The following is a 22,212-nucleotide window of genomic DNA, read 5'->3' on the forward strand; positions in this document are numbered from 1 at the left end:
CACCAGCGGCGGCAACGGCGCGCCGCCCTGATAGGGGAGCGGCTGGAAAAGGCGCATATTCCCGGCGCGCTGGAAGGCGCGCAAAGGCTGGCGCAGGGTGGGGCCGTGACCCGCGGCCATTTCGCCCGTTTTCTTGTCGAGGCGGGAAAAGCCACTACGGTGGCTGACGTTTTTAAGCGCTATCTTGCGCGAGGGAAAACCGGATATGTTCCGCCGCAGTGGTGTACAATAGAACAAGCTATTGAAGTGATTCATCATTCTGGCGGAACGGCGGTTCTCGCCCATCCGGGGCGCTACGATCTGTCCGCTAAATGGTTGAAAAGACTGCTGGCGCATTTCGCGCAAAGCGGCGGTGAGGCGATGGAAGTCGCCCAGTGCCAGCAGGCTCCCAATGAACGCCAGCAGCTGGCCGCTTATGCCCGCGACTATGGTCTTCTGGCCTCTCAGGGTTCAGATTTTCATCAGCCCTGTTCGTGGATTGAGCTGGGGCGAAAACTCTGGCTACCGGCAGGGGTTGAAGGCGTCTGGCAGAAGTGGGAGCAGCCGCAACACAGTACAGAGAGGGAAGTATGAGTCAGTTTTTCTATATCCATCCGGAAAACCCGCAGCAGCGCCTGATTAACCAGGCGGTGGAAATTGTCCGCAAAGGCGGCGTTATTGTTTACCCAACCGATTCCGGCTACGCGCTGGGATGTAAAATCGAAGATAAAGGCGCGATGGAGCGCATCTGCCGCATCCGCCAGCTGCCGGACGGGCACAACTTCACGTTGATGTGCCGCGATTTATCCGAGCTGTCAACCTATGCCCACGTCGATAACATCGCGTTTCGTCTGATTAAAAACAACACGCCCGGCAACTACACCTTTATTCTGAAAGGAACGAAAGAGGTGCCGCGTCGACTGTTGCAGGAGAAGCGTAAAACGATTGGCCTGCGCGTCCCGGCGAATCCTATCGCCCTTGAGCTATTACAGGCGCTCGGCGAGCCGATGCTCTCGACCTCTTTAATGCTGCCGGGCAGCGAGTTTACCGAGTCCGACCCGGATGAGATCAAAGACCGCCTGGAAAAACAGGTCGATTTGATCATTCATGGCGGTTATCTCGGCCAGCAGCCGACGACCGTTGTCGATCTGACGGATGATGCGCCGGTGGTGATCCGTGAAGGCGTGGGCGACGTTAAACCTTTCCAGTAAAGGCGCAACTCGCTATACTACGCCACCATTTCATCCTGATGGCCTTATCCGACGCCTGTGAAGGCGACACCTGAGGAAGCTCTATGAGCGAGAAGTTACAAAAAGTCCTGGCGCGAGCCGGCCACGGCTCCCGCCGTGAAATTGAATCCATTATCGAAGCGGGGCGCGTCAGCGTCGACGGTAAAATTGCCACCCTTGGCGACCGCGTCGAAGTGACACCCGCACTGAAAATTCGTATCGATGGCCACCTTATTTCCGTCAAAGAGTCCGTCGAGCAAATCTGTCGCGTGCTGGCCTATTACAAGCCGGAAGGCGAGCTCTGCACCCGCAACGACCCGGAAGGGCGCCCGACCGTGTTCGACCGCCTGCCCAAACTGCGCGGCGCGCGCTGGATTGCCGTTGGCCGTCTTGATGTCAACACCTGCGGCCTGCTGTTATTCACCACCGACGGTGAGCTGGCGAACCGGCTGATGCACCCGAGCCGGGAAGTGGAACGTGAATACGCGGTGCGCGTGTTCGGCCAGATTGACGATGCCAAAGTGCGCGAGCTGGCGCGCGGCGTGCAGCTTGAAGATGGCCCGGCGGCGTTTAAAACCATTAAATTCAGCGGCGGCGAAGGTATCAACCAGTGGTACAACGTCACCCTGACCGAAGGCCGCAACCGCGAAGTCCGCCGTCTGTGGGAAGCGGTGGGCGTGCAGGTTAGCCGCCTTATCCGTGTACGCTATGGCGATATTCCGCTGCCGAAAGGGCTGCCGCGCGGCGGCTGGACGGAGCTGGATCTGGCGCAAACTAACTACCTGCGCGAACTGGTAGGGCTGCCGCCGGAGACCACCTCTAAAGTCGCGGTGGAGAAAGACCGTCGTCGCATGAAGGCGAACCAGATTCGTCGTGCGGTGAAACGCCACAGCCAGGTTTCAGGCAACCGTCGCGGCGGTCGCAACAGCAATGGCTGAGGCGTCGCGCCGCGAATTGCCTTAGTAATCGATACCGATCTGCGCTTTAACGCCCGCTTCGAAGGCATGCTTCACCGGGCGTAGCTCGCTGACGGTATCGGCAAGCTCCAGAATATCCCGGTGGCATCCGCGCCCGGTGATGATCACCGTCTGGTGCGCCGGGCGGCTGTTGAGCGCATCAATGACCGACGCCAGCGGCAGATAATCATAGGCGACCATATAGGTCAGCTCATCGAGCACAACCATATCCAGCGAGGCATCTGCCAGCATCCGCTGCGCGTGTTGCCACACCTCTAGACAGGCAGCGGTGTCGCTTTCGCGGTTTTGCGTCTCCCAGGTAAAGCCTGTCGCCATCACCTGAAACTCTACGCCGTGCGGTTCAAGCAGGTTGCGCTCGCCGTTAGGCCAGGTGCCCTTAATAAACTGAATCACGCCGACTTTTTTGCCATGGCCAACCGCGCGCGTGGCGGTGCCGAACGCGGCGGTGGTTTTGCCTTTCCCGTTGCCGGTAAAAACAATGACTATGCCTCTTTCTTCCTGCGCCGCGGCGACGCGGGCATCAACCTTGTCTTTTACCCGTTGCTGGCGCTGCTGGTAACGTTCTTCGCTCATTGTGATATCCCCGGTTTGCGCCCCGGCTGCGCATCAAAGCTCATGCCGGTTTTGCGGCGGCTGTCGTCGCCCATCAGCCACAGATAGAGCGGCATGATATCGGCAGGCGTTTTAAGTTTTTGCGGATCTTCGGTGGGGAAGGCGCTGGCGCGCATGTTGGTACGCGTGCCCCCCGGGTTGATGCAGTTGACGCGCAGGCGGTTCTGATACTCTTCGGCCAGCACCTGCATCATGCCTTCGGTGGCAAATTTCGACACGGCATAGGCCCCCCAACTGGCGCGACCTTGCCGACCGACGCTGGAGGAGGTAAATACCAGCGAGCCGCTTTCAGATTTCAGTAATAAAGGAAGCAGCGCCTGCGTCAGGTAAAACGTGGCGTTGACGTTGACCTGCATGACTTCATTCCACACCTCCGGGCGCTGCTCGCTCATCGGGCAGATATCACCCAGCAGACCGGCGTTATGCAGCACGCCGTCGAGGCGCGGATAATGTTCAGACAGCTGTGCGGCCAGATGCTGGCAGTCAGCGGGCGTACAGCTGGCAAGATCCAGCGTATAGCAGCTTGCCGCCAGGCCGCCGTTGCGGCTGATGGCGCTGGCGACATCGCGGAGCTTTTCCTCATTGCGCCCGAGCAGGATAAGACGGGCGCCGTGACGGGCGTAACTGAGCGCCGCCTCTTTACCGATGCCATCGCTGGCGCCGGTCACCAGAATGATACGGTTGTGTAACAGGTCGCGTTGTGGCTGATAATGCACGCTAACTCCTTGGTCTCAACCCGTTTTGTTTCATTCCGGGTTTATGCCTGAAACACAGCATGATTTCAATCAGTCTGGGGGAGGGTTCTCTCATTTCGCGAGATAAGAACGCTTTTTAGCCGCGCAGCGAAGTGAAGACGCGCCAGGCAGGCTCATGTACACTGGCAGCGTTCGTTAAGTGACTCAAGCAAGGTGGAATGCGTGGAATTACTGTCTGAATACGGTCTGTTTTTAGCCAAAATCGTCACTGTAGTGGCGGCGATTGCGGTGGTGGTGATGCTGATAGTTAACCAGTCGCTGCGTAAGCGGCAGCGAGGCGAATTACGCGTTACCCGCCTTGGCGAGCAATATAAAGAGATGCAGGAGGAGCTGTCGGTCGCCCTGCTGGAGCCGGCGCAGCAAAAACTCTGGCATAAGGCGCAGAAGAAAAAATCGCGACAGGAGGCGAAAGCGGCCAAAGCAAAAGCGAAAGCGGGCGAAGCCGCTGCCGCGACGAAGCCGCGCGCCTGGGTGCTGGATTTTAAAGGCAGTATGGATGCCCATGAGGTCGGCGCGCTGCGTGAAGAGATAACGGCGGTACTGACCCTGGCGCAGCCGGCGGATCAGGTGATTATGCGGCTGGAAAGCCCCGGCGGCGTGGTGCATGGTTACGGGCTGGCGGCATCGCAGATGCAGCGCCTGCGGGATAAGCACATCCCGCTAACCGTGGCGGTAGATAAAGTCGCGGCGAGCGGCGGTTATATGATGGCCTGCGTGGCGGATAAAATCGTCGCCGCGCCGTTCTCTATCATCGGCTCGATCGGGGTGGTGGCGCAGATCCCTAACTTTAATCGCTTCCTGAAAAGCAAAGATATTGATATTGAGCTGCATACCGCCGGGCAGTACAAACGTACGCTGACTTTGCTGGGTGAAAATACCGAAGAGGGGCGGCAGAAATTCCGTGAGAGCCTGAACGAAACCCATGATCTGTTTAAAGGATTCGTGCAGCAAATGCGCCCGCAGTTGAATATTGATGAAGTGGCGACTGGCGAGCACTGGTACGGAACCCAGGCGCTGGAGAAAGGTCTGGTCGACGAGGTGGGCACCAGCGATGAGCTTCTGCTGGGGTTAATGCAGAGCCATGAGGTGATCGGCCTGCGTTATCTGCAGCGCAAAAAGCTGTTGGATCGCCTGACCGGCAGTGCAGCAGAGAGCGCAGACCGCCTGCTGATGCGCTGGTGGCAGCGCGGACAAAAACCGATGCAGTAAACAAAACGCGAGGCCGGTGCCTCGCGTTTTTCGTTCAGTCTACCAGATGATACTTTTCTGATAGTTCATGGGCCAGATACTTAAACATGTTAAAGACAGCGGTACTTTTTGCAGTAGGCAAACCCTGCGCGTCAAGAAAGTATTCGCCGCTGAAAACCAGAACGCCATTGCGCTGAGTGACACCTGTGGCTTCGATGCCGGACAGCGTGTCTTCATGATCGCGGATTAATTTGTTGGCCAGATCGAGTAAAGACTGGCGGTCGATTGGTTGCTTTACAGGCTCCATTTCACCCCTCCGTAAAATTTTTTCAATTTTACGCCCGAGCCCGCGCCGGGGCAAATTTTCCCTGCTCGGGCAAGGGTTTTGCGTCTATGCTAGTGCTGGCGTGATTCGAATTTGCATGCTAATAAAGTTGCTTAACAAATTTTATCAGGTACAGTGTGACGCTTTCGTCAATCTGGCAACAGATTTGCTTGACATTCGACCGTAATACCGCCGTGCTCCGTCGCTTGCTAGCGCAAAAGCCTGTTAACTCAGTCACCTGGCAGTGGATTATCTTATCGCTGGCGCAAAAAAAGGTTGATATCCAGTGACGTCGTCGCAATATGAGTAGCTCGTCGCCACTGGAAGGTGAAGCAAATGTGCGGCGAATTCCTGGATGAATTTTATTAGGTAAAGGTGAATATGGGTAAAGCTCTTGTCATCGTTGAGTCCCCGGCAAAAGCCAAAACGATCAATAAGTACCTGGGTAATGACTACGTAGTCAAATCGAGCGTAGGGCATATCCGCGATTTGCCGACCAGTGGCTCAGCAGCTAAAAAGAGCGCTGATTCTGCCTCCGCCAAAACGGCTAAAAAGCCTAAAAAGGATGAACGTGGCGCGCTTGTCAACCGTATGGGTATCGACCCGTGGCATGACTGGGATGCGCACTACGAAGTGCTGCCCGGCAAAGAAAAAGTGGTTGCTGAATTAAAGCAGCTTGCTGAAAAAGCCGACCATATCTATCTCGCAACCGACCTTGACCGCGAAGGGGAGGCCATCGCCTGGCACCTGCGGGAAGTGATCGGCGGCGACGACAAGCGTTACAGCCGCGTGGTGTTTAACGAAATCACCAAAAACGCGATTCGTCAGGCGTTTGAAACGCCGGGCGAGCTTAACATTGACCGGGTCAATGCCCAGCAGGCGCGGCGCTTTATGGACCGCGTGGTGGGCTATATGGTCTCGCCACTGCTGTGGAAAAAAATTGCTCGCGGCCTCTCAGCAGGGCGCGTACAGTCGGTAGCGGTACGTCTGGTGGTGGAGCGCGAGCGCGAAATCAAAGCCTTTGTGCCGGAAGAGTTTTGGGAAATTGACGCCAGCGCGGCGACCCCCGGCGGCGATTCGCTGCCGCTGCAGGTTACGCACGAAGGCGACAAGCCTTTCCGCCCGACCAGCCGCGAACAAACGATGGCGGCGGTAAGCCTGCTGGAGAAAGCCCGTTATACGGTGCTGGAGCGTGAAGACAAGCCCACCAGCAGCAAACCGGGCGCGCCGTTTATCACCTCCACGCTGCAACAGGCGGCAAGTACCCGTCTTGGTTTCGGCGTGAAGAAAACCATGATGATGGCTCAGCGCTTATATGAAGCGGGTTACATCACCTACATGCGTACCGACTCAACCAACCTGAGTCAGGATGCCGTAAGCATGGTTCGCGCCTTCATTGGCGACAGCTATGGCAAGAAGTATCTGCCGGAGAACGCCAACCAGTACGCCAGCAAAGAGAACTCTCAGGAAGCGCACGAAGCGATTCGTCCTTCTGACGTCAATGTGCAGGCGGAATCCCTGAAAGATATGGAAACCGACGCCCAGAAGCTGTACCAGCTGATCTGGCGTCAGTTCGTCGCCTGCCAAATGACGCCGGCGCAGTATGACTCCACCACGATTACCGTGGGCGCGGGCGACTTCCGCCTGAAAGCGCGTGGCCGTATTCTGCGCTTCGACGGCTGGACAAAGGTGATGCCTGCGCTGCGTAAAGGCGACGAGGACCGTACGCTGCCGGCGGTCAATACCGGCGATGTGCTCTCTCTTATCGAGCTGACGCCAGCCCAGCATTTTACCAAGCCGCCAGCGCGTTTCAGCGAAGCGTCTCTGGTCAAAGAACTGGAAAAGCGCGGCATTGGCCGTCCCTCTACCTACGCGTCTATTATCTCGACCATTCAGGATCGTGGCTACGTTCGCGTTGAGAACCGCCGCTTCTATGCAGAGAAGATGGGGGAGATCGTGACCGATCGGCTGGAAGAGAACTTCCGCGAGCTGATGAACTACGACTTCACCGCCCAGATGGAAGACCGCCTCGATCAGGTGGCCAAGCATGAGGCGGAGTGGCGAAAAGTGCTGGACAGCTTCTTCGGCGATTTTTCCCGCCAGCTTGAAAAGGCGGAGCAGGACCCGGAAGAAGGCGGCATGCGCCCTAACCAGATGGTGCTGACCAGCATTGACTGCCCGACCTGCGGCCGCAAAATGGGTATCCGTACCGCCAGCACCGGGGTTTTCCTCGGCTGTTCCGGTTACGCCCTGTCGCCGAAAGAGCGCTGTAAAACCACCATCAACCTGGTGCCGGAAAACGAAGTGCTCAACGTGCTGGAAGGCGATGACGCGGAAACCAACGCCCTGCGTGCAAAACGTCGCTGCGGCAAATGCGGCACGGCGATGGACAGCTACCTTATCGATCCGAAGCGTAAGCTGCACGTGTGCGGCAACAACCCGACCTGCGACGGCTATGAGATTGAAGAGGGTGAGTTCCGCATTAAAGGTTATGACGGCCCGGTGGTTGAGTGCGAAAAATGCGGCTCTGAAATGCACCTGAAAATGGGGCGTTTTGGCAAGTACATGGCCTGTACCAACGACGACTGTAAGAATACCCGTAAGATCCTGCGCAATGGCGAAGTTGCGCCGCCGAAGGAAGATCCGGTGCCGTTGCCTGAGCTGCCGTGTGAAAAATCCGACGCGTACTTCGTTCTGCGCGACGGCGCGGCGGGTGTTTTCCTTGCGGCGAACACCTTCCCCAAATCACGCGAAACCCGTGCGCCGCTGGTGGAAGAGCTCTACCGCTTCCGTGACCGGCTACCGGAAAAGCTGCGCTATCTTGCCGATGCGCCGCAGCAGGACCCGGATGGCAATAAAACCGTGGTGCGCTTTAGCCGTAAAACGAAGCAGCAGTATGTCGCTTCGGAAAAAGAGGGCAAAGCCACTAACTGGACCGCTTTCTTTATCGACGGCAAATGGACCATGGCTAAAAAATAGCCATAAATGAAGGTGTTACAGGGGCCGCAAAAGCGGCCCTTTTTTTATAACCCGGCTTATTATTTTTTGTTGGAATCTATACATAGAAGATATAAATGATATAGTGGTTATAGTTGAGCCTTTTCTTATTATCAAATCGTCTTAAGCCGGCATCTGTTCGGGCGAAAATGGATGGTCTTCCATGAAATTACAACAGCTTCGCTACATTGTTGAAGTCGTTAACCATAACCTCAATGTCTCCTCCACCGCAGAAGGTCTTTACACTTCGCAGCCCGGCATCAGTAAGCAGGTACGCATGCTGGAAGATGAGCTGGGGATCCAGATTTTCGCCCGTAGCGGCAAACATCTCACTCAGGTGACGCCAGCAGGGCAGGAGATTATCCGTATCGCCCGGGAAGTGCTTTCCAAAGTGGACGCCATCAAATCGGTAGCCGGGGAGCATACGTGGCCGGATAAGGGATCGCTGTATGTTGCGACCACCCATACCCAGGCGCGATACGCGCTGCCAGGGGTGATCAAAGGCTTTATTGAGCGCTATCCCCGCGTATCGCTGCATATGCATCAGGGGTCGCCTACCCAAATTGCGGAGGCGGTGTCGAAAGGCAATGCGGACTTCGCCATTGCTACCGAGGCGCTGCACCTTTATGACGATCTGGTGATGTTGCCCTGCTACCACTGGAACCGTTCGATTGTGGTCACCCCTGACCACCCGCTGGCGGGCAAAGCATCGGTTTCTATTGAGGAGCTGGCCCAGTATCCGCTGGTCACCTATACCTTTGGCTTCACCGGACGTTCAGAGCTGGACACCGCATTCAACCGCGCAGGCCTGTCGCCGCGGATTGTCTTCACCGCCACCGACGCCGACGTCATCAAAACCTACGTTCGCCTGGGGCTGGGCGTAGGCGTCATCGCCAGTATGGCGGTTGATCCGATCTCCGATCCCGACCTGGTTAAACTGGATGCCCAGGAGATATTCAGCCACAGTACCACCAAAATTGGCTTTCGTCGCAGCACCTTCCTGCGCAGCTACATGTATGATTTCATCCAGCGTTTTGCGCCCCATCTGACGCGCGACGTTGTGGATGCGGCGGTGGCGTTGCGCTCGAATGAAGACATTGAAGCCATGTTCAAAGACATCCGCCTCCCGGAAAAATAAGCTATGGCGGGGCATTCTTTGTCAATGGAATGCCCCATCACGCTGACTTAAGTGCAATTGCTATTAACATCTTCTTATTTTGTCGCTCCCTTCGTCCCATAATATCCCCCACGTTCTGTCCGCACTGTCGCGAATTAGCGACAAAAATAGAAACGAAATTGCCGCTGCGCAAATTTTTCACTTCAATAATTTATTTCTGGTCAAAAGATTGAATATTTCTTTGGAAACCATGCGTAAATTCACTGGCTTTTCAGCTAAAGTTCTTTTAGGATTTGTCTCATCTCATGATTAATTGTACCGATTGTTGGTGCCGAAATGATAAGCGATATCGATTGTACGAGGTTAGCAATGCCGTCAGGAAGTGAAGAACCGCAAAGGGATCCGTCGCTCAAGCGCAAAGCGTGGCTGGCGGTATTTCTGGGTTCAGCGCTGTTCTGGGTCGTGGTTGCCTTAATCATCTGGAATTTCTGGGGTTAAAATGGCGGTATCTGCCCGAACTGACGCCGGTAAGCGTTTATGTCAGCGACATGACGCGCCGCAAAAAGCGAAACCGCAGGCGGCGACGTCTGTTCCGGCATCATGGAAATTGACACCGCAGCAGCAGGCTTTTATTGATGCTTTCGCAGAAGACGAAGCGGCAAAACAATAATTTCACGTTAGAGTCTCAGTAAAGGCTATTTCCTTATACTGCTCATGCGTACTTATGTACTGTTAAATAAATACACCACAGCAATAACGAAACGCGCTCCGCGCTGAACGAATAAATATATTTTTGGTGTGAATACGATGACCCATACTTCTGTTAAATACTGGTCGTGGATGAGCGTCTTCTCTGTATCGCTTCTCTTCTGGTGCCAGCTCGTCTGGATGTGGATCGCCTAATCCTCTGAAAAACCTCGCTCCGGCGAGGTTTTTTGTTTCTGCGCGCGGTCGCGCACTGCCTGCCCATTTATCCATTTGGGTTGTTATCAAAACGTTACGACATGTTTGTGTTATCTTTAATACAGACCCCGAAAACAGTCGGGGTTTCGCAATCCCTGTTATTAAGGAGGAGCTTATGTCGTCTACCCTACGCGAAGCCAGTAAGGACACGTTGCAGGCAGAGAATAAAACGTATCACTACTACAGCTTGCCGCTGGCCGCAAAGGAACTTGGGGATATTGCGCGTCTACCCAAGTCGTTAAAAGTCTTACTTGAAAACCTGCTGCGCTGGCAGGATGAGCAGTCTGTTACCGAAGAAGATATCCGTGCGCTGGCAGGGTGGCTTGAGAATGCCCACGCCGATCGTGAAATCGCCTATCGTCCCGCCAGGGTACTGATGCAGGATTTTACCGGCGTTCCCGCCGTGGTCGATCTGGCCGCGATGCGCGAAGCGGTGAAACGCCTCGGCGGCGATACCGCTAAAGTTAATCCTCTTTCACCGGTGGATCTGGTGATTGACCACTCCGTAACCGTTGACCATTTTGGCGATGATGACGCTTTCGAAGAGAACGTCCGTCTTGAGATGGAGCGTAACCACGAACGCTATATGTTTCTGAAGTGGGGCCAGCAGGCGTTTAGCCGCTTTAGCGTGGTGCCGCCGGGAACCGGGATCTGCCACCAGGTCAACCTGGAGTACCTGGGCAAGGCTGTCTGGAGTGAATTGCAGGACAAAGAGTGGGTCGCCTACCCGGATACGCTGGTGGGCACCGATTCTCACACCACCATGATTAACGGGCTGGGCGTACTGGGCTGGGGCGTGGGCGGTATCGAAGCCGAAGCCGCTATGCTCGGGCAGCCGGTCTCGATGCTGATTCCGGACGTCGTCGGCTTTAAGCTGAGCGGCAAACTGGCGGAAGGCATTACCGCGACTGACCTTGTGTTAACCGTTACCCAGATGCTGCGTAAACATGGGGTGGTGGGTAAATTTGTTGAATTCTACGGTGACGGGCTCGATTCGCTTCCGCTTGCCGATCGGGCGACTATCGCCAACATGGCGCCGGAGTACGGCGCGACCTGCGGCTTCTTCCCCATTGATGGCGTAACGCTTGAGTATATGCGTCTGAGCGGGCGCAGCGAGGAGCAGGTGGCGCTGGTTGAGGCCTATGCGAAAGCGCAGGGCATGTGGCGCAACCCGGGGGATGAGCCGGTCTTCACCAGCACCCTGGAACTGAACATGAACGATGTTGAGGCAAGCCTCGCCGGACCGAAACGTCCTCAGGACCGGGTGGCGCTGGGTGATGTGCCGAAAGCCTTCGCCGCCTCCACGGAGCTGGAGCTCAACACGGCGCAGAAAGATCACAAGCCCGTCGAATATGTGCTGAAAGGCGAAAAACACTCATTGCCTGACGGCGCGGTGGTTATCGCCGCCATTACCTCCTGTACCAACACCTCTAACCCGAGCGTACTGATGGCGGCAGGTCTGCTGGCAAAAAACGCGGTCACCGTCGGTCTCAAACGCCAGCCGTGGGTTAAGGCTTCGCTGGCGCCCGGCTCGAAGGTCGTATCTGATTACCTGGCCCAGGCCCGGCTGACCCCCTATCTTGATGAGCTGGGCTTTAACCTGGTGGGTTACGGCTGCACCACCTGTATCGGTAACTCGGGGCCGCTGCCTGAACCGATTGAACAGGCTATCAAACAGGGTGATTTAACGGTAGGGGCGGTGCTGTCAGGCAACCGTAACTTTGAAGGGCGTATTCATCCGCTGGTAAAAACGAACTGGCTGGCTTCACCGCCGCTGGTGGTGGCTTATGCGCTGGCGGGGAATATGAATATCAACCTGGCTACCGACCCGCTCGGCCATGACCGTAAAGGCGATCCGGTCTATTTAAAAGATATCTGGCCTTCTGCGCGCGACATCGCCCGCGCGGTGGAGCAGGTTTCCACCGATATGTTCCGCAAAGAGTATGCGGAAGTCTTTGAGGGCACCGAAGAGTGGAAGGGCATTCAGGTAGAAAGCTCGGATACTTACGGCTGGCAGAATGATTCCACCTATATTCGCCTGTCTCCTTTCTTCGATGAAATGCTCTCCGAACCCGATCCGGTGCAGGATATTCGCGGCGCGCGCGTGCTGGCGATGCTGGGAGATTCGGTGACCACTGATCACATCTCACCGGCAGGCAGCATTAAGGCGGACAGCCCGGCAGGCAGATATCTGCAAAGCCACGGCGTTGAGCGCGGCGATTTCAACTCCTACGGTTCCCGACGCGGCAACCATGAAGTGATGATGCGCGGCACGTTTGCCAATATCCGTATCCGTAATGAGATGGTGCCGGGGGGTGGAAGGGGGCATGACCCGTCATCTGCCGGGCGATGAGGTGATCTCTATCTATGACGCGGCAATGCGTTATCAGAAAGAGGGCACGCCGCTGGCGGTCATTGCCGGTAAAGAGTATGGCTCCGGCTCCAGCCGCGACTGGGCGGCTAAAGGGCCTCGCCTGCTGGGCGTGCGGGTGGTCATTGCAGAGTCGTTTGAGCGAATTCACCGCTCTAACCTTATCGGCATGGGGATTTTACCGCTGGAGTTCCCGCAGGGCGTGACGCGTAAAACCCTTGGTCTGACCGGTGAAGAACGGATTGATATCAGTAACCTGCAAGCGCTCAAGCCGGGTACAACGGTGCCGGTAACGCTCACGCGTGCCGACGGGACAACCGAGGAGCTGGCTTGTCGTTGCCGTATTGATACCGCAACCGAACTGACCTATTACCAGAACGATGGCATTCTGCACTATGTCATTCGTAATATGCTGAACTAGGTGCTGTAAGGCCGGAAGGCGCGCTGCCTCCCGGCCTCTTTTTTATTCCTTGAGCAGGTGGCCCATCTTCGCCGCTTTGGTATCCAGATAGTGCTCATTGTTCGGGTTACGCCCGACGATCAGCGGCACGCGCTCAACAATATTGATCCCGGCCTCGGTAAGAATTTCCACTTTGCGCGGGTTATTGGTCAGCAGGCGCACCTCATCCACGCCCAGTAATTTGAACATATCCGCACAGAGCGTAAAGTCGCGCTCGTCGGCGGCAAAGCCCAACTGATGGTTGGCCTCTACCGTGTCATACCCCTGATCCTGCAGGGCATAGGCGCGAATTTTGTTCAGCAGGCCGATATTACGCCCCTCCTGACGGTGGTACAGCAGCACGCCCCGGCCTTCCTCGGCAATATGGGTAAGCGCCGCTTCAAGCTGGAAACCGCAGTCGCAGCGCAGGCTAAACAGGGCGTCGCCCGTCAGGCATTCTGAATGAACGCGCGCCAGCACCGGCAGCTGGCCGGAAATATCGCCATAGACAAGCGCAACGTGATCTTGCCCGGTTGCCAGTTCTTCAAAACCCACCATCAGGAAATCCCCCCACGGGGTTGGCAGTCTGGCTTCTGCCACGCGTTTAAGCTGCATGTGATTCTCCGAAATTATGCTGGCCATCATACCCTAGCCTTATGTATCAGCTATTTTGCCACAATGCGCTTTACATCACTAATCACCTCCCGTTTCGCGACGATTTAATCGCACAAATGCGGCGCTTTTCCCGAAACTGTCATTTTTCAGTTATGATTGTTGAGCCCGTAAATAAAGGAGTTGAGATGTTTTCCATAGCCAGACGCACCACGGCGGGTGCAGGTTTATTGTTGATTATGCCGCTTGCGGTGTGGCTTTCCGGCTGGCGCTGGGAGCCGGGCGAAAGTGGTTTATGGTTGAAGCTGCTCTTTTGGGTCACCGAAACCGTTACCCAGCCCTGGGGGATTATCACCCACGTGCTGCTCTGCGGCTGGTTCCTCTGGTGCCTGCGTTTTCGCTTAAAACCTGCCTTAATGTTATTTGCCATTCTTGGTTGCGCCATCCTCGCGGGACAGGGAGTAAAATCCTGGGTTAAAGATCGCGTCCAGGAGCCAAGGCCGTTTGTACTGTGGCTGGAAAAATCACATAACATTCAGCCGGATGAGTTCTATAGTTTAAAGCGTAAGGCGCGTGGCGATCTGGTGAAAGAGCAGTTGCATGACCAGACATCCATCCCGGCCTTTTTGCGCAAACACTGGCAGAAAGAGACAGGCTTTGCCTTTCCTTCCGGCCATACCATGTTTGCCGCCAGTTGGGCGCTGCTGGGCGTTGGGCTGCTGTGGCCTCGCCGTCGGACCTGGACTATCGCGCTATTACTGGTCTGGGCGACAAGCGTGATGGGGAGCAGGATGTTGCTTGGCATGCACTGGCCGAGGGATTTGGTGGTCGCTACGCTTATCTCCTGGATGCTGGTGACGATCGCCACCTGGCTTGCCCAGCGTCTTTGCGGTCCGCTGACGCCGCCGCTACAGGAAAAGCAGGAAATTGCCGAAAGGGAAGAAGAAAGTTGAAATTTGTCTGGCAGGCCCATAAATCCCTTTGAAGCGCTGCGCATTTCCATTTCGCGCCAGGCGCTAAAATGGTAGTTTATAGGCTGTGCTGCATACGTATGAATATAATTTATTCGCCCATCACACATAACGGGAAGTAATGTGAAATATCTACTCATTTTCTTGCTGGTTCTGGCGATTTTCGTCGTTTCGGTCACCCTTGGCGCGCAAAACGATCAGCAGGTCACCTTCAACTATTTGCTGGCCCAGGGCGAGTACCGTATCTCGACGCTGCTGGCGATTCTTTTTGCGGCGGGTTTTGTCATCGGCTGGCTGATTTGCGGCCTGTTCTGGCTGCGCGTTCGGGTTTCACTGGCGCGTGCGGAACGGAAGCTCAAACGCCTTGAACAGCAGCTGACCCCGGCCTCTACGGCGCCGGTTGCGCCCGCAACGCCGGTAGTGAAGGAATAATCGCTTATGCTGGAGCTGTTGTTTCTGCTGTTACCCGTTGCGGCCGCGTATGGGTGGTACATGGGGCGCAGAAATGCTCAACAAACGAAGCAGGACGAGGCAAACCGGCTATCGCGTGATTACGTGGCCGGTATGAACCTGCTGCTGAGCAACCAGCAGGACAAAGCGGTTGACCTGTTCCTTGATATGCTTAAAGAGGATACCGGTACCGTCGAAGCGCATCTCACGCTCGGTAATCTCTTTCGTTCGCGCGGGGAAGTCGACCGCGCTATCCGTATTCACCAGACGCTGATGGAGAGCGCCTCGCTGACCTACGATCAGCGGCTGCTTGCCGTGCAGCAGCTTGGGCGCGACTATATGGCCGCCGGGATGTACGATCGGGCGGAAGATATGTTTAACCAGCTGGTGGACGAGACGGAGTTTCGTATTGGCGCGCTGCAGCAGCTGTTACAGATTTATCAGGCCACCAGCGACTGGCAAAAGGCCATTGATGTCGCCGAGCGGCTGGTCAAGCTGGGCAAAGATAAACAGCGTGGCGAAATTGCCCACTTCTACTGCGAGCTGGCGCTACAGCAGATGGGTAACGATGATATGGATCGGGCGATGGCGCTGCTCAAAAAGGGTGCCGCCGCCGATCGCGACAGCCCGCGCGTCTCCATTATGATGGGGCGCGTGTTTATGGCGAAAGGCGAGTACACCAAAGCGGTGGAGAGCCTGCTGCGGGTTATCGATCAGGATCGGGAGCTGGTCAGCGAAACGCTGGAAATGCTGCAGGTCTGCTATCAGCATCTGGGGAAACCGGAAGAGTGGGCCGACTTCCTGCGGCGCTGTGTAGAAGAGAACAGCGGGGCGAAAGCTGAGCTTATGCTGGCTGAGATTATGGAGGCGAAAGAAGGCCAGGACGCCGCTCAGGTATACGTCACGCGTCAGCTGCAGCGCCACCCGACTATGCGTGTTTTCCATAAGCTGATGGATTATCACCTTAATGAAGCAGAAGAGGGACGGGCGAAAGAGAGCCTGATGGTGCTGCGTGATATGGTGGGAGAGCAGGTGCGCAGCAAACCGCGCTATCGCTGCCACAAGTGCGGCTTTACCGCCTACACCATGTACTGGCACTGCCCGTCTTGCCGCGCGTGGTCAACCGTGAAGCCGATTCGTGGTCTTGACGGTCAGTAATTTTTAAAAAAAACTCATTTTAGTTACAACATACTAATCATGTTTTATAAAAAGCAGTGAGCAGCGTCGTGCCAACATCGCCCGGCAGGTCATTAATGCAGCCTGTCTTTTCCTTATCAGCACAGGTAGAATGCTCGCCGTTTATTATTCGCGCCTGAGCGGGTGCCCTCATTGCAGAAGGTCTCATCATGACGTCCACTTCATCAACACTTTCCCGCGCGTTAACGGCTTCCCCCATCGTGGTGGCCCTTGACTATGACAATCGAGACAAAGCCCTGGCGTTTGTCGACCGTATCGACCCCCGTGATTGTCGCCTCAAAGTTGGCAAAGAGATGTTCACGCTGTTCGGCCCGCAGCTGGTGCGCGACCTCCAGCAGCGCGGTTTCGACGTCTTTCTCGACCTTAAATTTCATGATATCCCTAACACCACGGCGCACGCGGTGAAAGCGGCTGCGGACCTTGGCGTCTGGATGGTGAATGTGCATGCTTCCGGCGGCGCGCGCATGATGACAGCCGCGAAAGAGGCGCTACAGAGCTTCGGTAAAGATGCGCCGCTGCTGATTGCGGTTACGGTTTTAACCAGTATGGAAGCGGCCGATCTGGCCGACCTTGGTATCCAGGCAACCCCCGCAGAACACGCGGAAAGGCTGGCGGCGTTAACACAGCAGTGCGGCCTCGATGGTGTGGTCTGTTCGGCGCAGGAAGCGGTACGTTTCAAAGCGGCCTTCGGTGAACCCTTTCGCCTGGTAACCCCTGGCATTCGTCCTCATGGCAGCGATGCCGGGGATCAGCGGCGGATTATGACGCCACAACAGGCCCAGGCGGCAGGCGTAGATTATATGGTTATCGGACGGCCGGTCACCCAATCTGCCGACCCGGCGCAGACGCTACGCGATATCAACGCATCTCTGAAGGGGGCATAATGAGCGACAGTAATAGCAGGCTGGTTTACTCAACAGAAAGCGGACGCATCCCGGAAGAAAAGCCGACGGTGATTCGACCCAAAGGCGACGGCGTGGTGCGCATTCAGCGGCAAACCAGCGGACGCAAAGGCAAAGGCGTTTGCCTTATCACCGGCGTAGAGGGTGATGATGCCGCGCTTGTCGCGCTGGCCGCGGAGCTGAAAAAGAAATGCGGCTGTGGCGGTTCAGTGAAAGAGGGCGTTATCGAAATTCAGGGCGATAAGCGAGAGTTGATCAAGTCGCTGCTGGAAGCCAAAGGCATGAAGGTCAAACTGGCAGGCGGTTAACGCGAGCCGGGCATAAAAAAGCCGCGATAGCTATCGCGGCTTTTTTGCTCAGTATATTCAGACCTGTAAGAAAGAGACGTAATTCAGTTGTAGAAGCCGTCTTAGTAAAATTATTTACCAACCTGATGACCAACAATACCACCCACTGCCGCGCCGCCTAGGGTACCCAGCGTGCTGCCGTCAGTGAGAACTGCGCCGCCTAATGCACCAGCACCAGCGCCGATAGCGGTGTTACGATCGCGCTTGGACCAGTGGCCACATGCGCTCAGAGACATTGCAAGAGTGACAGCCAGAACCGCCGCAGCCATTTTTTTACCCGTTAACATCATCATACTTTCTCCTGAATAGTGGATTCACGGAAAAGTGTTCTCTCTAAGTATAGTGCGAATGCTCTGACTTAAAGTCTTTCCGCTAAACCTTTGTTGCGCAGGTGTTACTCTATTCACGCGTGTGATAGTTACTTCCTGTTATATCGCTGAACATAATATTACGTATGATCACGATTACCGACACGGTAAATAGTCTTAATTGGACGGTCAGAATAGTCTCAGATATGAAAGGGATAGCCCGCGGGCGCGGGCAGGAAAATCAGAGTGGGTCGGTTGAGGAGACGATATCCACGGCCAGACCGCTTTGCTGTAGCTGGTGACGCGTCTCTGCTGGCAGGCGGGAATCTGTTATAACACGGTTAAATTGCATGCCCGTGCCCAGCGTATAGGGGTGTACCGCGCCGAATTTTGAGCTATCGGTAAGCACAATGGCCTCGCAGCCTTTTTCCAGCACCGCGTTAACCACGTCGGAGCGCATCATATCGCGGCCGGTAAAACCCGTCGCCGGCAGCCAGCCGTCGATGCCGATAAACGCTTTGCTGAAATGCACCTGCTGCACATACTGCCGCGTAAGCGGCCCCACCACGCTCTCGCTTTTCTTCTGATAAATGCCGCCAAGTAAAATGACATCGCAAAGGGCGTCTTTGAGCAGGTGCGCAATATAGCTGCTCACCGTGATAATGGTCACGCCGCGCTGTTCACCCAGACGACGGGCGAGCAGGGCATTACAGCTACCATTTTCAATAAAAATGGTCTCTCCCTCGCTGACCAGCGAGGCGGCGTAATCCGCCAGGTCGCGCTTGACGCTGTAGTTATTCATCATGCGCGTTTCCACATCTTCACTGTCCAGCGGAACGGCGAAACCGTGAGTGCGGCGCAGATAGCTCTGCTTTTCAAGCGTGTTGAGATCCTGACGAATCGTGACCTCAGAAACGCCGGTCATTTTTGCCAGGTCGGAGACGCTCACACGCCCTTTATCAATGACTGTCTGTAATATGATTTGTTGTCGGGAATTCATAACCGCTACTTTCAGGCCTTATAGCATTGAGGTGAGCCATCCGTTGCCGTGATGGTGTGTTAAATTTCCCACGGCGTTTTAGGCGCGTCGCTCGCGGCGTTCTGCTCTGCATTTTCAATATGCAGCAGCTCCGCCTTTAAGATTTCCAGGTTACGTATGGCGGACTGGGCATCCCCTGCAACCAGAATATCCAGCACGGTATCGATCCGTCCTGCCAGCTGTTTCACATTAATATCGGCCATGTTTTCACCTTTCTGGTTGCAAATGAAGAAGTTGAATGATGCAGAAAACAGTTTAAAAAGAGAAGGGAAAAAACGAAATCTCAAAATATTATAAGCATCAGATATATATTCACTATGAGACATACACCTGGCTTTAGGGTGGATTAGGCTTGCTCTGCGCACATTGCGCTTTTAACCGGAGGAGTAAGTCTATGACAGTTATCAACCAGGCGACGTGCAAGCTTTTCACGGATAATGAACGATTTACGCAACTTTGCGGCTATTACGAAGAAGAGCGCCGCACGGTATGGATGATGTTGCGGGCGCACCCACGACCCTGTTTCAACCATGTCCTCATCGAAGAGATCATGAATATCTCCTGGCTGGTTCGTCAGTCCGGTTTCGCCGTTGATTTCTGGGTGACGGGCTCGCTGGTTCCCGGCCTGTATAATGCGGGCGGCGACCTGCGCTTTTTTGTGGAATGCATCCAGAATGGCCGACGCGAGGCGCTGCGCGCCTATGCCCGCGCCTGTGTTGACTGCGTTCATGCCGCCTCGCGCGGGTTCGATACCGGGGCAATTTCACTGGCGATGGTAGAGGGGAGCGCGCTGGGCGGCGGCTTCGAAGCGGCGCTGGCGCACCATTTTGTCCTGGCCCAGCGCGATGCGCGCCTCGGTTTCCCGGAAATCGCTTTTAATCTCTTTCCGGGCATGGGCGGCTATTCGCTGGTGGCCCGGCGTGCGGGGATGAAGCTGGCGGAGGAGCTCATCTACAAAGGCGAATCCCACACCGCGGAGTGGTATGAACAACACGGGCTGGTGGATCAGCTGTTCGAACCCGCGCAGGGGTATCTTGCGGTGCGTACTTTTATTGACACTCTGCAACCGCGGCTGAACGGCATTCGCGCTATGCTCCGGGCGCGGCAGCGGGTCATGCAGCTGCCGCGCAGCGAGTTAATGGATATCACCGAAGACTGGGTGGATGCCGCGTTTTGTCTGCAACCGAAAGACGTTGCCTATATGGAGCGCCTGGTTCAGTTACAGAACCGGCACGCCGCGGGGCTAAGCAAAGCCAGCTAAAGTTTTTTTCGCGCCAGATAGCGCTTATACCATCGCTCGAATACGGCAGCGGGCATGGGTTTAGCAAATAAAAATCCCTGCCGTTCGTTGACGCCGTTCTTGGTAAGAAAGGCGTCTTCTTTGGCGCTTTCTACCCCTTCGGCAATCACCTGTAAATTGAGCGCCTGCGCCACGGCGACAATGGCCCGCACCAGCGACTGTGAAACAGGCTGCTTATGGATATCCTTCACAAACGACTGGTCAAGTTTAATGGCATCAATGGGAAACCTTGCCAGCTGAGAAAGCGACGAATAGCCGGTGCCAAAATCATCCAGATGGATCTGCGAGCCCAGCTCGCTAAACTGCTGAATCACCGACAGGGCAAGCTCTTCGTTTTCAATCAGGCAGCTCTCAGTCAGTTCGACATCAATAGGGCAGTATTCGAAGTTCAGATCGCTCAGAGCCTGTTTGAGATCGCTAAAAATAGACTGGTCCGCCAGCTGGCGGGCGGAGACGTTCACCGCGACACGCAGATTAATGCCTTTCTCGCGCCATTTTGCTACCTGACGCACCACGTCCAGCATGACCCATCGTCCCAGCGGCACTATCAGCCCGGACTCTTCGGCATAAGAGATGAAATCGAGCGGGGGGATCAGGCCGCGCTCCGGCGATTGCCAGCGCACCAGCGCCTCCAGGCTACGCACTTCCCCGCGCCAGGTCATTTTGGGCTGGTAGTGAATCACCAGCTGCTCTTTATCCAGCGCTTTGCGCAGGTTGGTATCCAGCCATAAGTACTCAAACACCCGCTGGTTCATTTCGGGTGAGAAGACGCAAAATTTCCCGCGCCCGTGCTCTTTTGCCGTATACATCGCCGTATCGGCGTTGCGGACAATGCTTTCGCGGTCGTTGCCATGCTGAGGCGCCAGCGAAATACCGATTGAGCAGCCGGTATAGACCTCTATCAGCCCAATACGAAACGGCTGGCGCAGGCGGGTAATAATTCGTGATGCCGTTGCTTCCAGCGCGATTTGCGACGAGTTTGTCGCCAGCACGATAAACTCATCGCCGCCGAGGCGCGCCAGCGTCTGCCCCTCTTCAAGGCAGCTTAAAATGGCAATTGCGACCGACTGCAACAGCTGATCGCCAAACATATGACCATAGGCATCGTTGACCTTTTTAAAGTTGTCCAGGTCGAGGTAGACGATGCCGATTTGCGTCTCTCCGCGGTGCTCTATCGCCTGACTTATCAACTCCTGAATGGCATTGCGGTTGGGCAGGCCGGTAATGGTATCCGTATTGGCCAGCACGCGCAGACGCTCCTGGGCCCGGCGCTCTTCGGTAATATCCGTCCCGGAGCAGATAAGGAAGATCTCGTTTTTCCCGCTGCCGCTGTGAACGAACTTATTGCGAAACAGAAACAGACGCTGTCCTTTACGGGTTTTAATCCAGCGCTCTACTTCGTAAGGGGTGCCGTTGTGAAAGAAGTCGCAGATATTCCGCTTTGAGGCCAGCGCCTCTTCTTTGCTCATAAAAAGTTTGAACACGTCCTGGCCAATCACTTCGTGCTCTTTGAGGCCGGTATACTCTTCGCAGAGCCGGTTAAAACGCTGAATAGCGCCCCGGCGATCGAGAATAACAATCACGGAGTTGGCTTCCGAAACGACCTGTTCCGCAAACGAGAGTCCCTGCACCAGATCGCGGGCAACGGAGGTGGTATCGTGCCAGGCCGACGCGGTGCCGCCCCATTCGTTTTTGGTGATTTTACGCCCCACCAGATGAACGGGCACGTCCTCGCCAAAAAGGTTAATCCGCAGGGTAAGGCTGGAGGTGATCACCGTCATCTGCCGAAGCTGCGCCGCCTGTTCATCCGTGAGCGTGACCACCTGACTTGCTTCGGCGGACTCGTCCGGGGCGAAGTGCAGGGCATTGCTGTCCGCGGTTAACCGCCAGAATGGACTGCCGGAACCGGAATAACGAAACAGTATGTTCTGTTCCTGGTTGTCTTTCATGCTATCTCCCAACCCACCAATAAGCGCAACGAATACTCATTTTCATGGGCGGATTAACCGCCGCTTCACAAGGTGTAACCAGGGGTGAAAGTCTTGTTTTTATTTACATTCTCATAATAAGACGAGTTTAAGTTAAAAGAATAGCGGCCGGGTGAAATTTGCATAAAACATCACAGGAAGGCGCA

The 22,212-nt window shown here is 55.5% G+C and carries 23 protein-coding genes and 1 pseudogene; 16 read left to right on the forward strand and 8 right to left on the reverse strand.

Features of this window, described 5'->3' with window-relative positions:
• The 3 genes from ENTHG_RS04985 to rluB all read left to right on the forward strand — a co-directional run.
• The coding region (locus tag ENTHG_RS04985) for a PHP domain-containing protein (protein WP_044178994.1) at window positions 1-573 on the forward strand (573 nt) is incomplete at its 5' end.
• Entirely contained in the window at window positions 570-1,190 is a 621-nt protein-coding gene (locus tag ENTHG_RS04990; protein ID WP_044175041.1) for an L-threonylcarbamoyladenylate synthase, read from the forward strand. The genes ENTHG_RS04985 and ENTHG_RS04990, both read left to right, overlap by 4 nt.
• A gap of 83 nt (window positions 1,191-1,273) precedes the next feature.
• The gene (rluB, locus tag ENTHG_RS04995) at window positions 1,274-2,146 is read left to right on the forward strand and encodes a 23S rRNA pseudouridine(2605) synthase RluB (protein ID WP_044175053.1); all 873 of its coding nucleotides are present in this window, start codon (window positions 1,274-1,276) and stop codon (window positions 2,144-2,146) included.
• A 21-nt stretch (window positions 2,147-2,167) separates the two neighbouring features.
• On the opposite strand, the gene cobO is transcribed toward rluB, so the two are convergent.
• Window positions 2,168-2,758 (reverse strand): cob(I)yrinic acid a,c-diamide adenosyltransferase, encoded by a 591-nt coding sequence (gene cobO / locus ENTHG_RS05000; protein WP_044175064.1) that lies wholly within the window; start codon window positions 2,756-2,758, stop codon window positions 2,168-2,170.
• A complete protein-coding gene (locus ENTHG_RS05005; protein WP_044175076.1) occupies window positions 2,755-3,513 on the reverse strand; it encodes a YciK family oxidoreductase in 759 nt (252 codons plus the stop codon). Before ENTHG_RS05005 ends, cobO begins: the two co-directional genes overlap by 4 nt.
• A gap of 201 nt (window positions 3,514-3,714) precedes the next feature.
• Here ENTHG_RS05005 and sohB point away from each other — a divergent pair, with 201 nt between their 5' ends.
• Window positions 3,715-4,761 carry a protease SohB gene (gene sohB / locus ENTHG_RS05010; RefSeq protein ID WP_044175091.1) on the forward strand — a complete coding sequence of 349 codons (1,047 nt, stop codon included), beginning with the start codon at window positions 3,715-3,717 and terminating at the stop codon, window positions 4,759-4,761.
• A gap of 34 nt (window positions 4,762-4,795) precedes the next feature.
• Here sohB and ENTHG_RS05015 read toward each other — a convergent pair whose 3' ends face one another.
• A complete protein-coding gene (locus tag ENTHG_RS05015) occupies window positions 4,796-5,047 on the reverse strand; it encodes a YciN family protein (protein WP_044175102.1) in 252 nt (83 codons plus the stop codon).
• Between the two features lie 399 nt (window positions 5,048-5,446).
• On the opposite strand from ENTHG_RS05015, the gene topA reads away from it, so the two are divergent.
• The 6 genes and pseudogenes from topA (at window position 5,447) to acnA (ending at window position 12,934) form a co-directional block, all read left to right on the forward strand.
• Window positions 5,447-8,044, forward strand: a complete 2,598-nt coding sequence (gene topA / locus ENTHG_RS05020) for a type I DNA topoisomerase (protein WP_044175108.1) — start codon at window positions 5,447-5,449, stop codon at window positions 8,042-8,044.
• Window positions 8,045-8,225: 181 nt separating this feature from the next.
• Complete coding sequence (gene cysB / locus ENTHG_RS05025; protein WP_044175112.1) at window positions 8,226-9,200, forward strand: HTH-type transcriptional regulator CysB; 975 nt, start codon at window positions 8,226-8,228, stop codon at window positions 9,198-9,200.
• Window positions 9,201-9,515: 315 nt separating this feature from the next.
• On the forward strand, window positions 9,516-9,677 hold the full coding sequence (locus ENTHG_RS24030; RefSeq protein ID WP_081653585.1) for a YmiA family putative membrane protein: 162 nt from the start codon (window positions 9,516-9,518) through the stop codon (window positions 9,675-9,677).
• A 1-nt stretch (window position 9,678) separates the two neighbouring features.
• Entirely contained in the window at window positions 9,679-9,849 is a 171-nt protein-coding gene (locus ENTHG_RS25770) for a hypothetical protein (RefSeq protein WP_187371631.1), read from the forward strand.
• Between the two features lie 137 nt (window positions 9,850-9,986).
• Complete coding sequence (gene ymiC, locus ENTHG_RS25975; RefSeq protein ID WP_237567448.1) at window positions 9,987-10,082, forward strand: small membrane protein YmiC; 96 nt, start codon at window positions 9,987-9,989, stop codon at window positions 10,080-10,082.
• 175 nt (window positions 10,083-10,257) lie between these two features.
• Window positions 10,258-12,934 (forward strand): annotated as a pseudogene (acnA, locus tag ENTHG_RS05030) (aconitate hydratase AcnA).
• 42 nt (window positions 12,935-12,976) lie between these two features.
• Here acnA and ribA read toward each other — a convergent pair.
• Entirely contained in the window at window positions 12,977-13,567 is a 591-nt protein-coding gene (gene ribA, locus ENTHG_RS05035; protein ID WP_044178996.1) for a GTP cyclohydrolase II, read from the reverse strand.
• A 185-nt stretch (window positions 13,568-13,752) separates the two neighbouring features.
• On the opposite strand from ribA, the gene pgpB reads away from it, so the two are divergent.
• From pgpB to yciH, 5 genes are all read left to right on the forward strand, one after another.
• Entirely contained in the window at window positions 13,753-14,517 is a 765-nt protein-coding gene (pgpB, locus tag ENTHG_RS05040) for a phosphatidylglycerophosphatase B (protein WP_044175115.1), read from the forward strand.
• Window positions 14,518-14,658: 141 nt separating this feature from the next.
• On the forward strand, window positions 14,659-14,967 hold the full coding sequence (locus ENTHG_RS05045) for a LapA family protein (protein ID WP_044175118.1): 309 nt from the start codon (window positions 14,659-14,661) through the stop codon (window positions 14,965-14,967).
• 6 nt (window positions 14,968-14,973) lie between these two features.
• Entirely contained in the window at window positions 14,974-16,143 is a 1,170-nt protein-coding gene (lapB, locus tag ENTHG_RS05050; RefSeq protein WP_044175124.1) for a lipopolysaccharide assembly protein LapB, read from the forward strand.
• Between the two features lie 188 nt (window positions 16,144-16,331).
• Window positions 16,332-17,066, forward strand: a complete 735-nt coding sequence (pyrF, locus tag ENTHG_RS05055) for an orotidine-5'-phosphate decarboxylase (RefSeq protein ID WP_044175127.1) — start codon at window positions 16,332-16,334, stop codon at window positions 17,064-17,066.
• On the forward strand, window positions 17,066-17,392 hold the full coding sequence (gene yciH, locus ENTHG_RS05060) for a stress response translation initiation inhibitor YciH (protein WP_044175130.1): 327 nt from the start codon (window positions 17,066-17,068) through the stop codon (window positions 17,390-17,392). The genes pyrF and yciH overlap by 1 nt, the downstream gene beginning before the upstream one ends.
• 110 nt (window positions 17,393-17,502) lie before the next feature.
• Here yciH and osmB read toward each other — a convergent pair whose 3' ends face one another.
• From osmB to yciZ, 3 genes are all read right to left on the reverse strand, one after another.
• Window positions 17,503-17,721 (reverse strand): osmotically-inducible lipoprotein OsmB, encoded by a 219-nt coding sequence (osmB, locus tag ENTHG_RS05065; protein ID WP_044178998.1) that lies wholly within the window; start codon window positions 17,719-17,721, stop codon window positions 17,503-17,505.
• 259 nt (window positions 17,722-17,980) lie between these two features.
• Complete coding sequence (gene yciT, locus ENTHG_RS05070; RefSeq protein WP_044175134.1) at window positions 17,981-18,739, reverse strand: DNA-binding transcriptional regulator YciT; 759 nt, start codon at window positions 18,737-18,739, stop codon at window positions 17,981-17,983.
• Between the two features lie 59 nt (window positions 18,740-18,798).
• On the reverse strand, window positions 18,799-18,981 hold the full coding sequence (yciZ, locus tag ENTHG_RS05075) for a protein YciZ/DeoL (RefSeq protein WP_044175137.1): 183 nt from the start codon (window positions 18,979-18,981) through the stop codon (window positions 18,799-18,801).
• Between the two features lie 191 nt (window positions 18,982-19,172).
• Here yciZ and ENTHG_RS05080 point away from each other — a divergent pair, with 191 nt between their 5' ends.
• A complete protein-coding gene (locus tag ENTHG_RS05080; RefSeq protein ID WP_044175139.1) occupies window positions 19,173-20,039 on the forward strand; it encodes a crotonase/enoyl-CoA hydratase family protein in 867 nt (288 codons plus the stop codon).
• Here the strand turns inward: ENTHG_RS05080 and pdeR are convergent.
• On the reverse strand, window positions 20,036-22,027 hold the full coding sequence (pdeR, locus tag ENTHG_RS05085) for a cyclic di-GMP phosphodiesterase (protein WP_044175142.1): 1,992 nt from the start codon (window positions 22,025-22,027) through the stop codon (window positions 20,036-20,038). The two genes, ENTHG_RS05080 and pdeR, sit on opposite strands and share 4 nt — an antisense overlap.
• Between the last annotated feature and the right edge of the window lie 185 nt (window positions 22,028-22,212).

The organism is Phytobacter massiliensis JC163, assembly GCF_000321045.1.
Lineage (GTDB): Bacteria > Pseudomonadota > Gammaproteobacteria > Enterobacterales > Enterobacteriaceae > Phytobacter_A > Phytobacter_A massiliensis.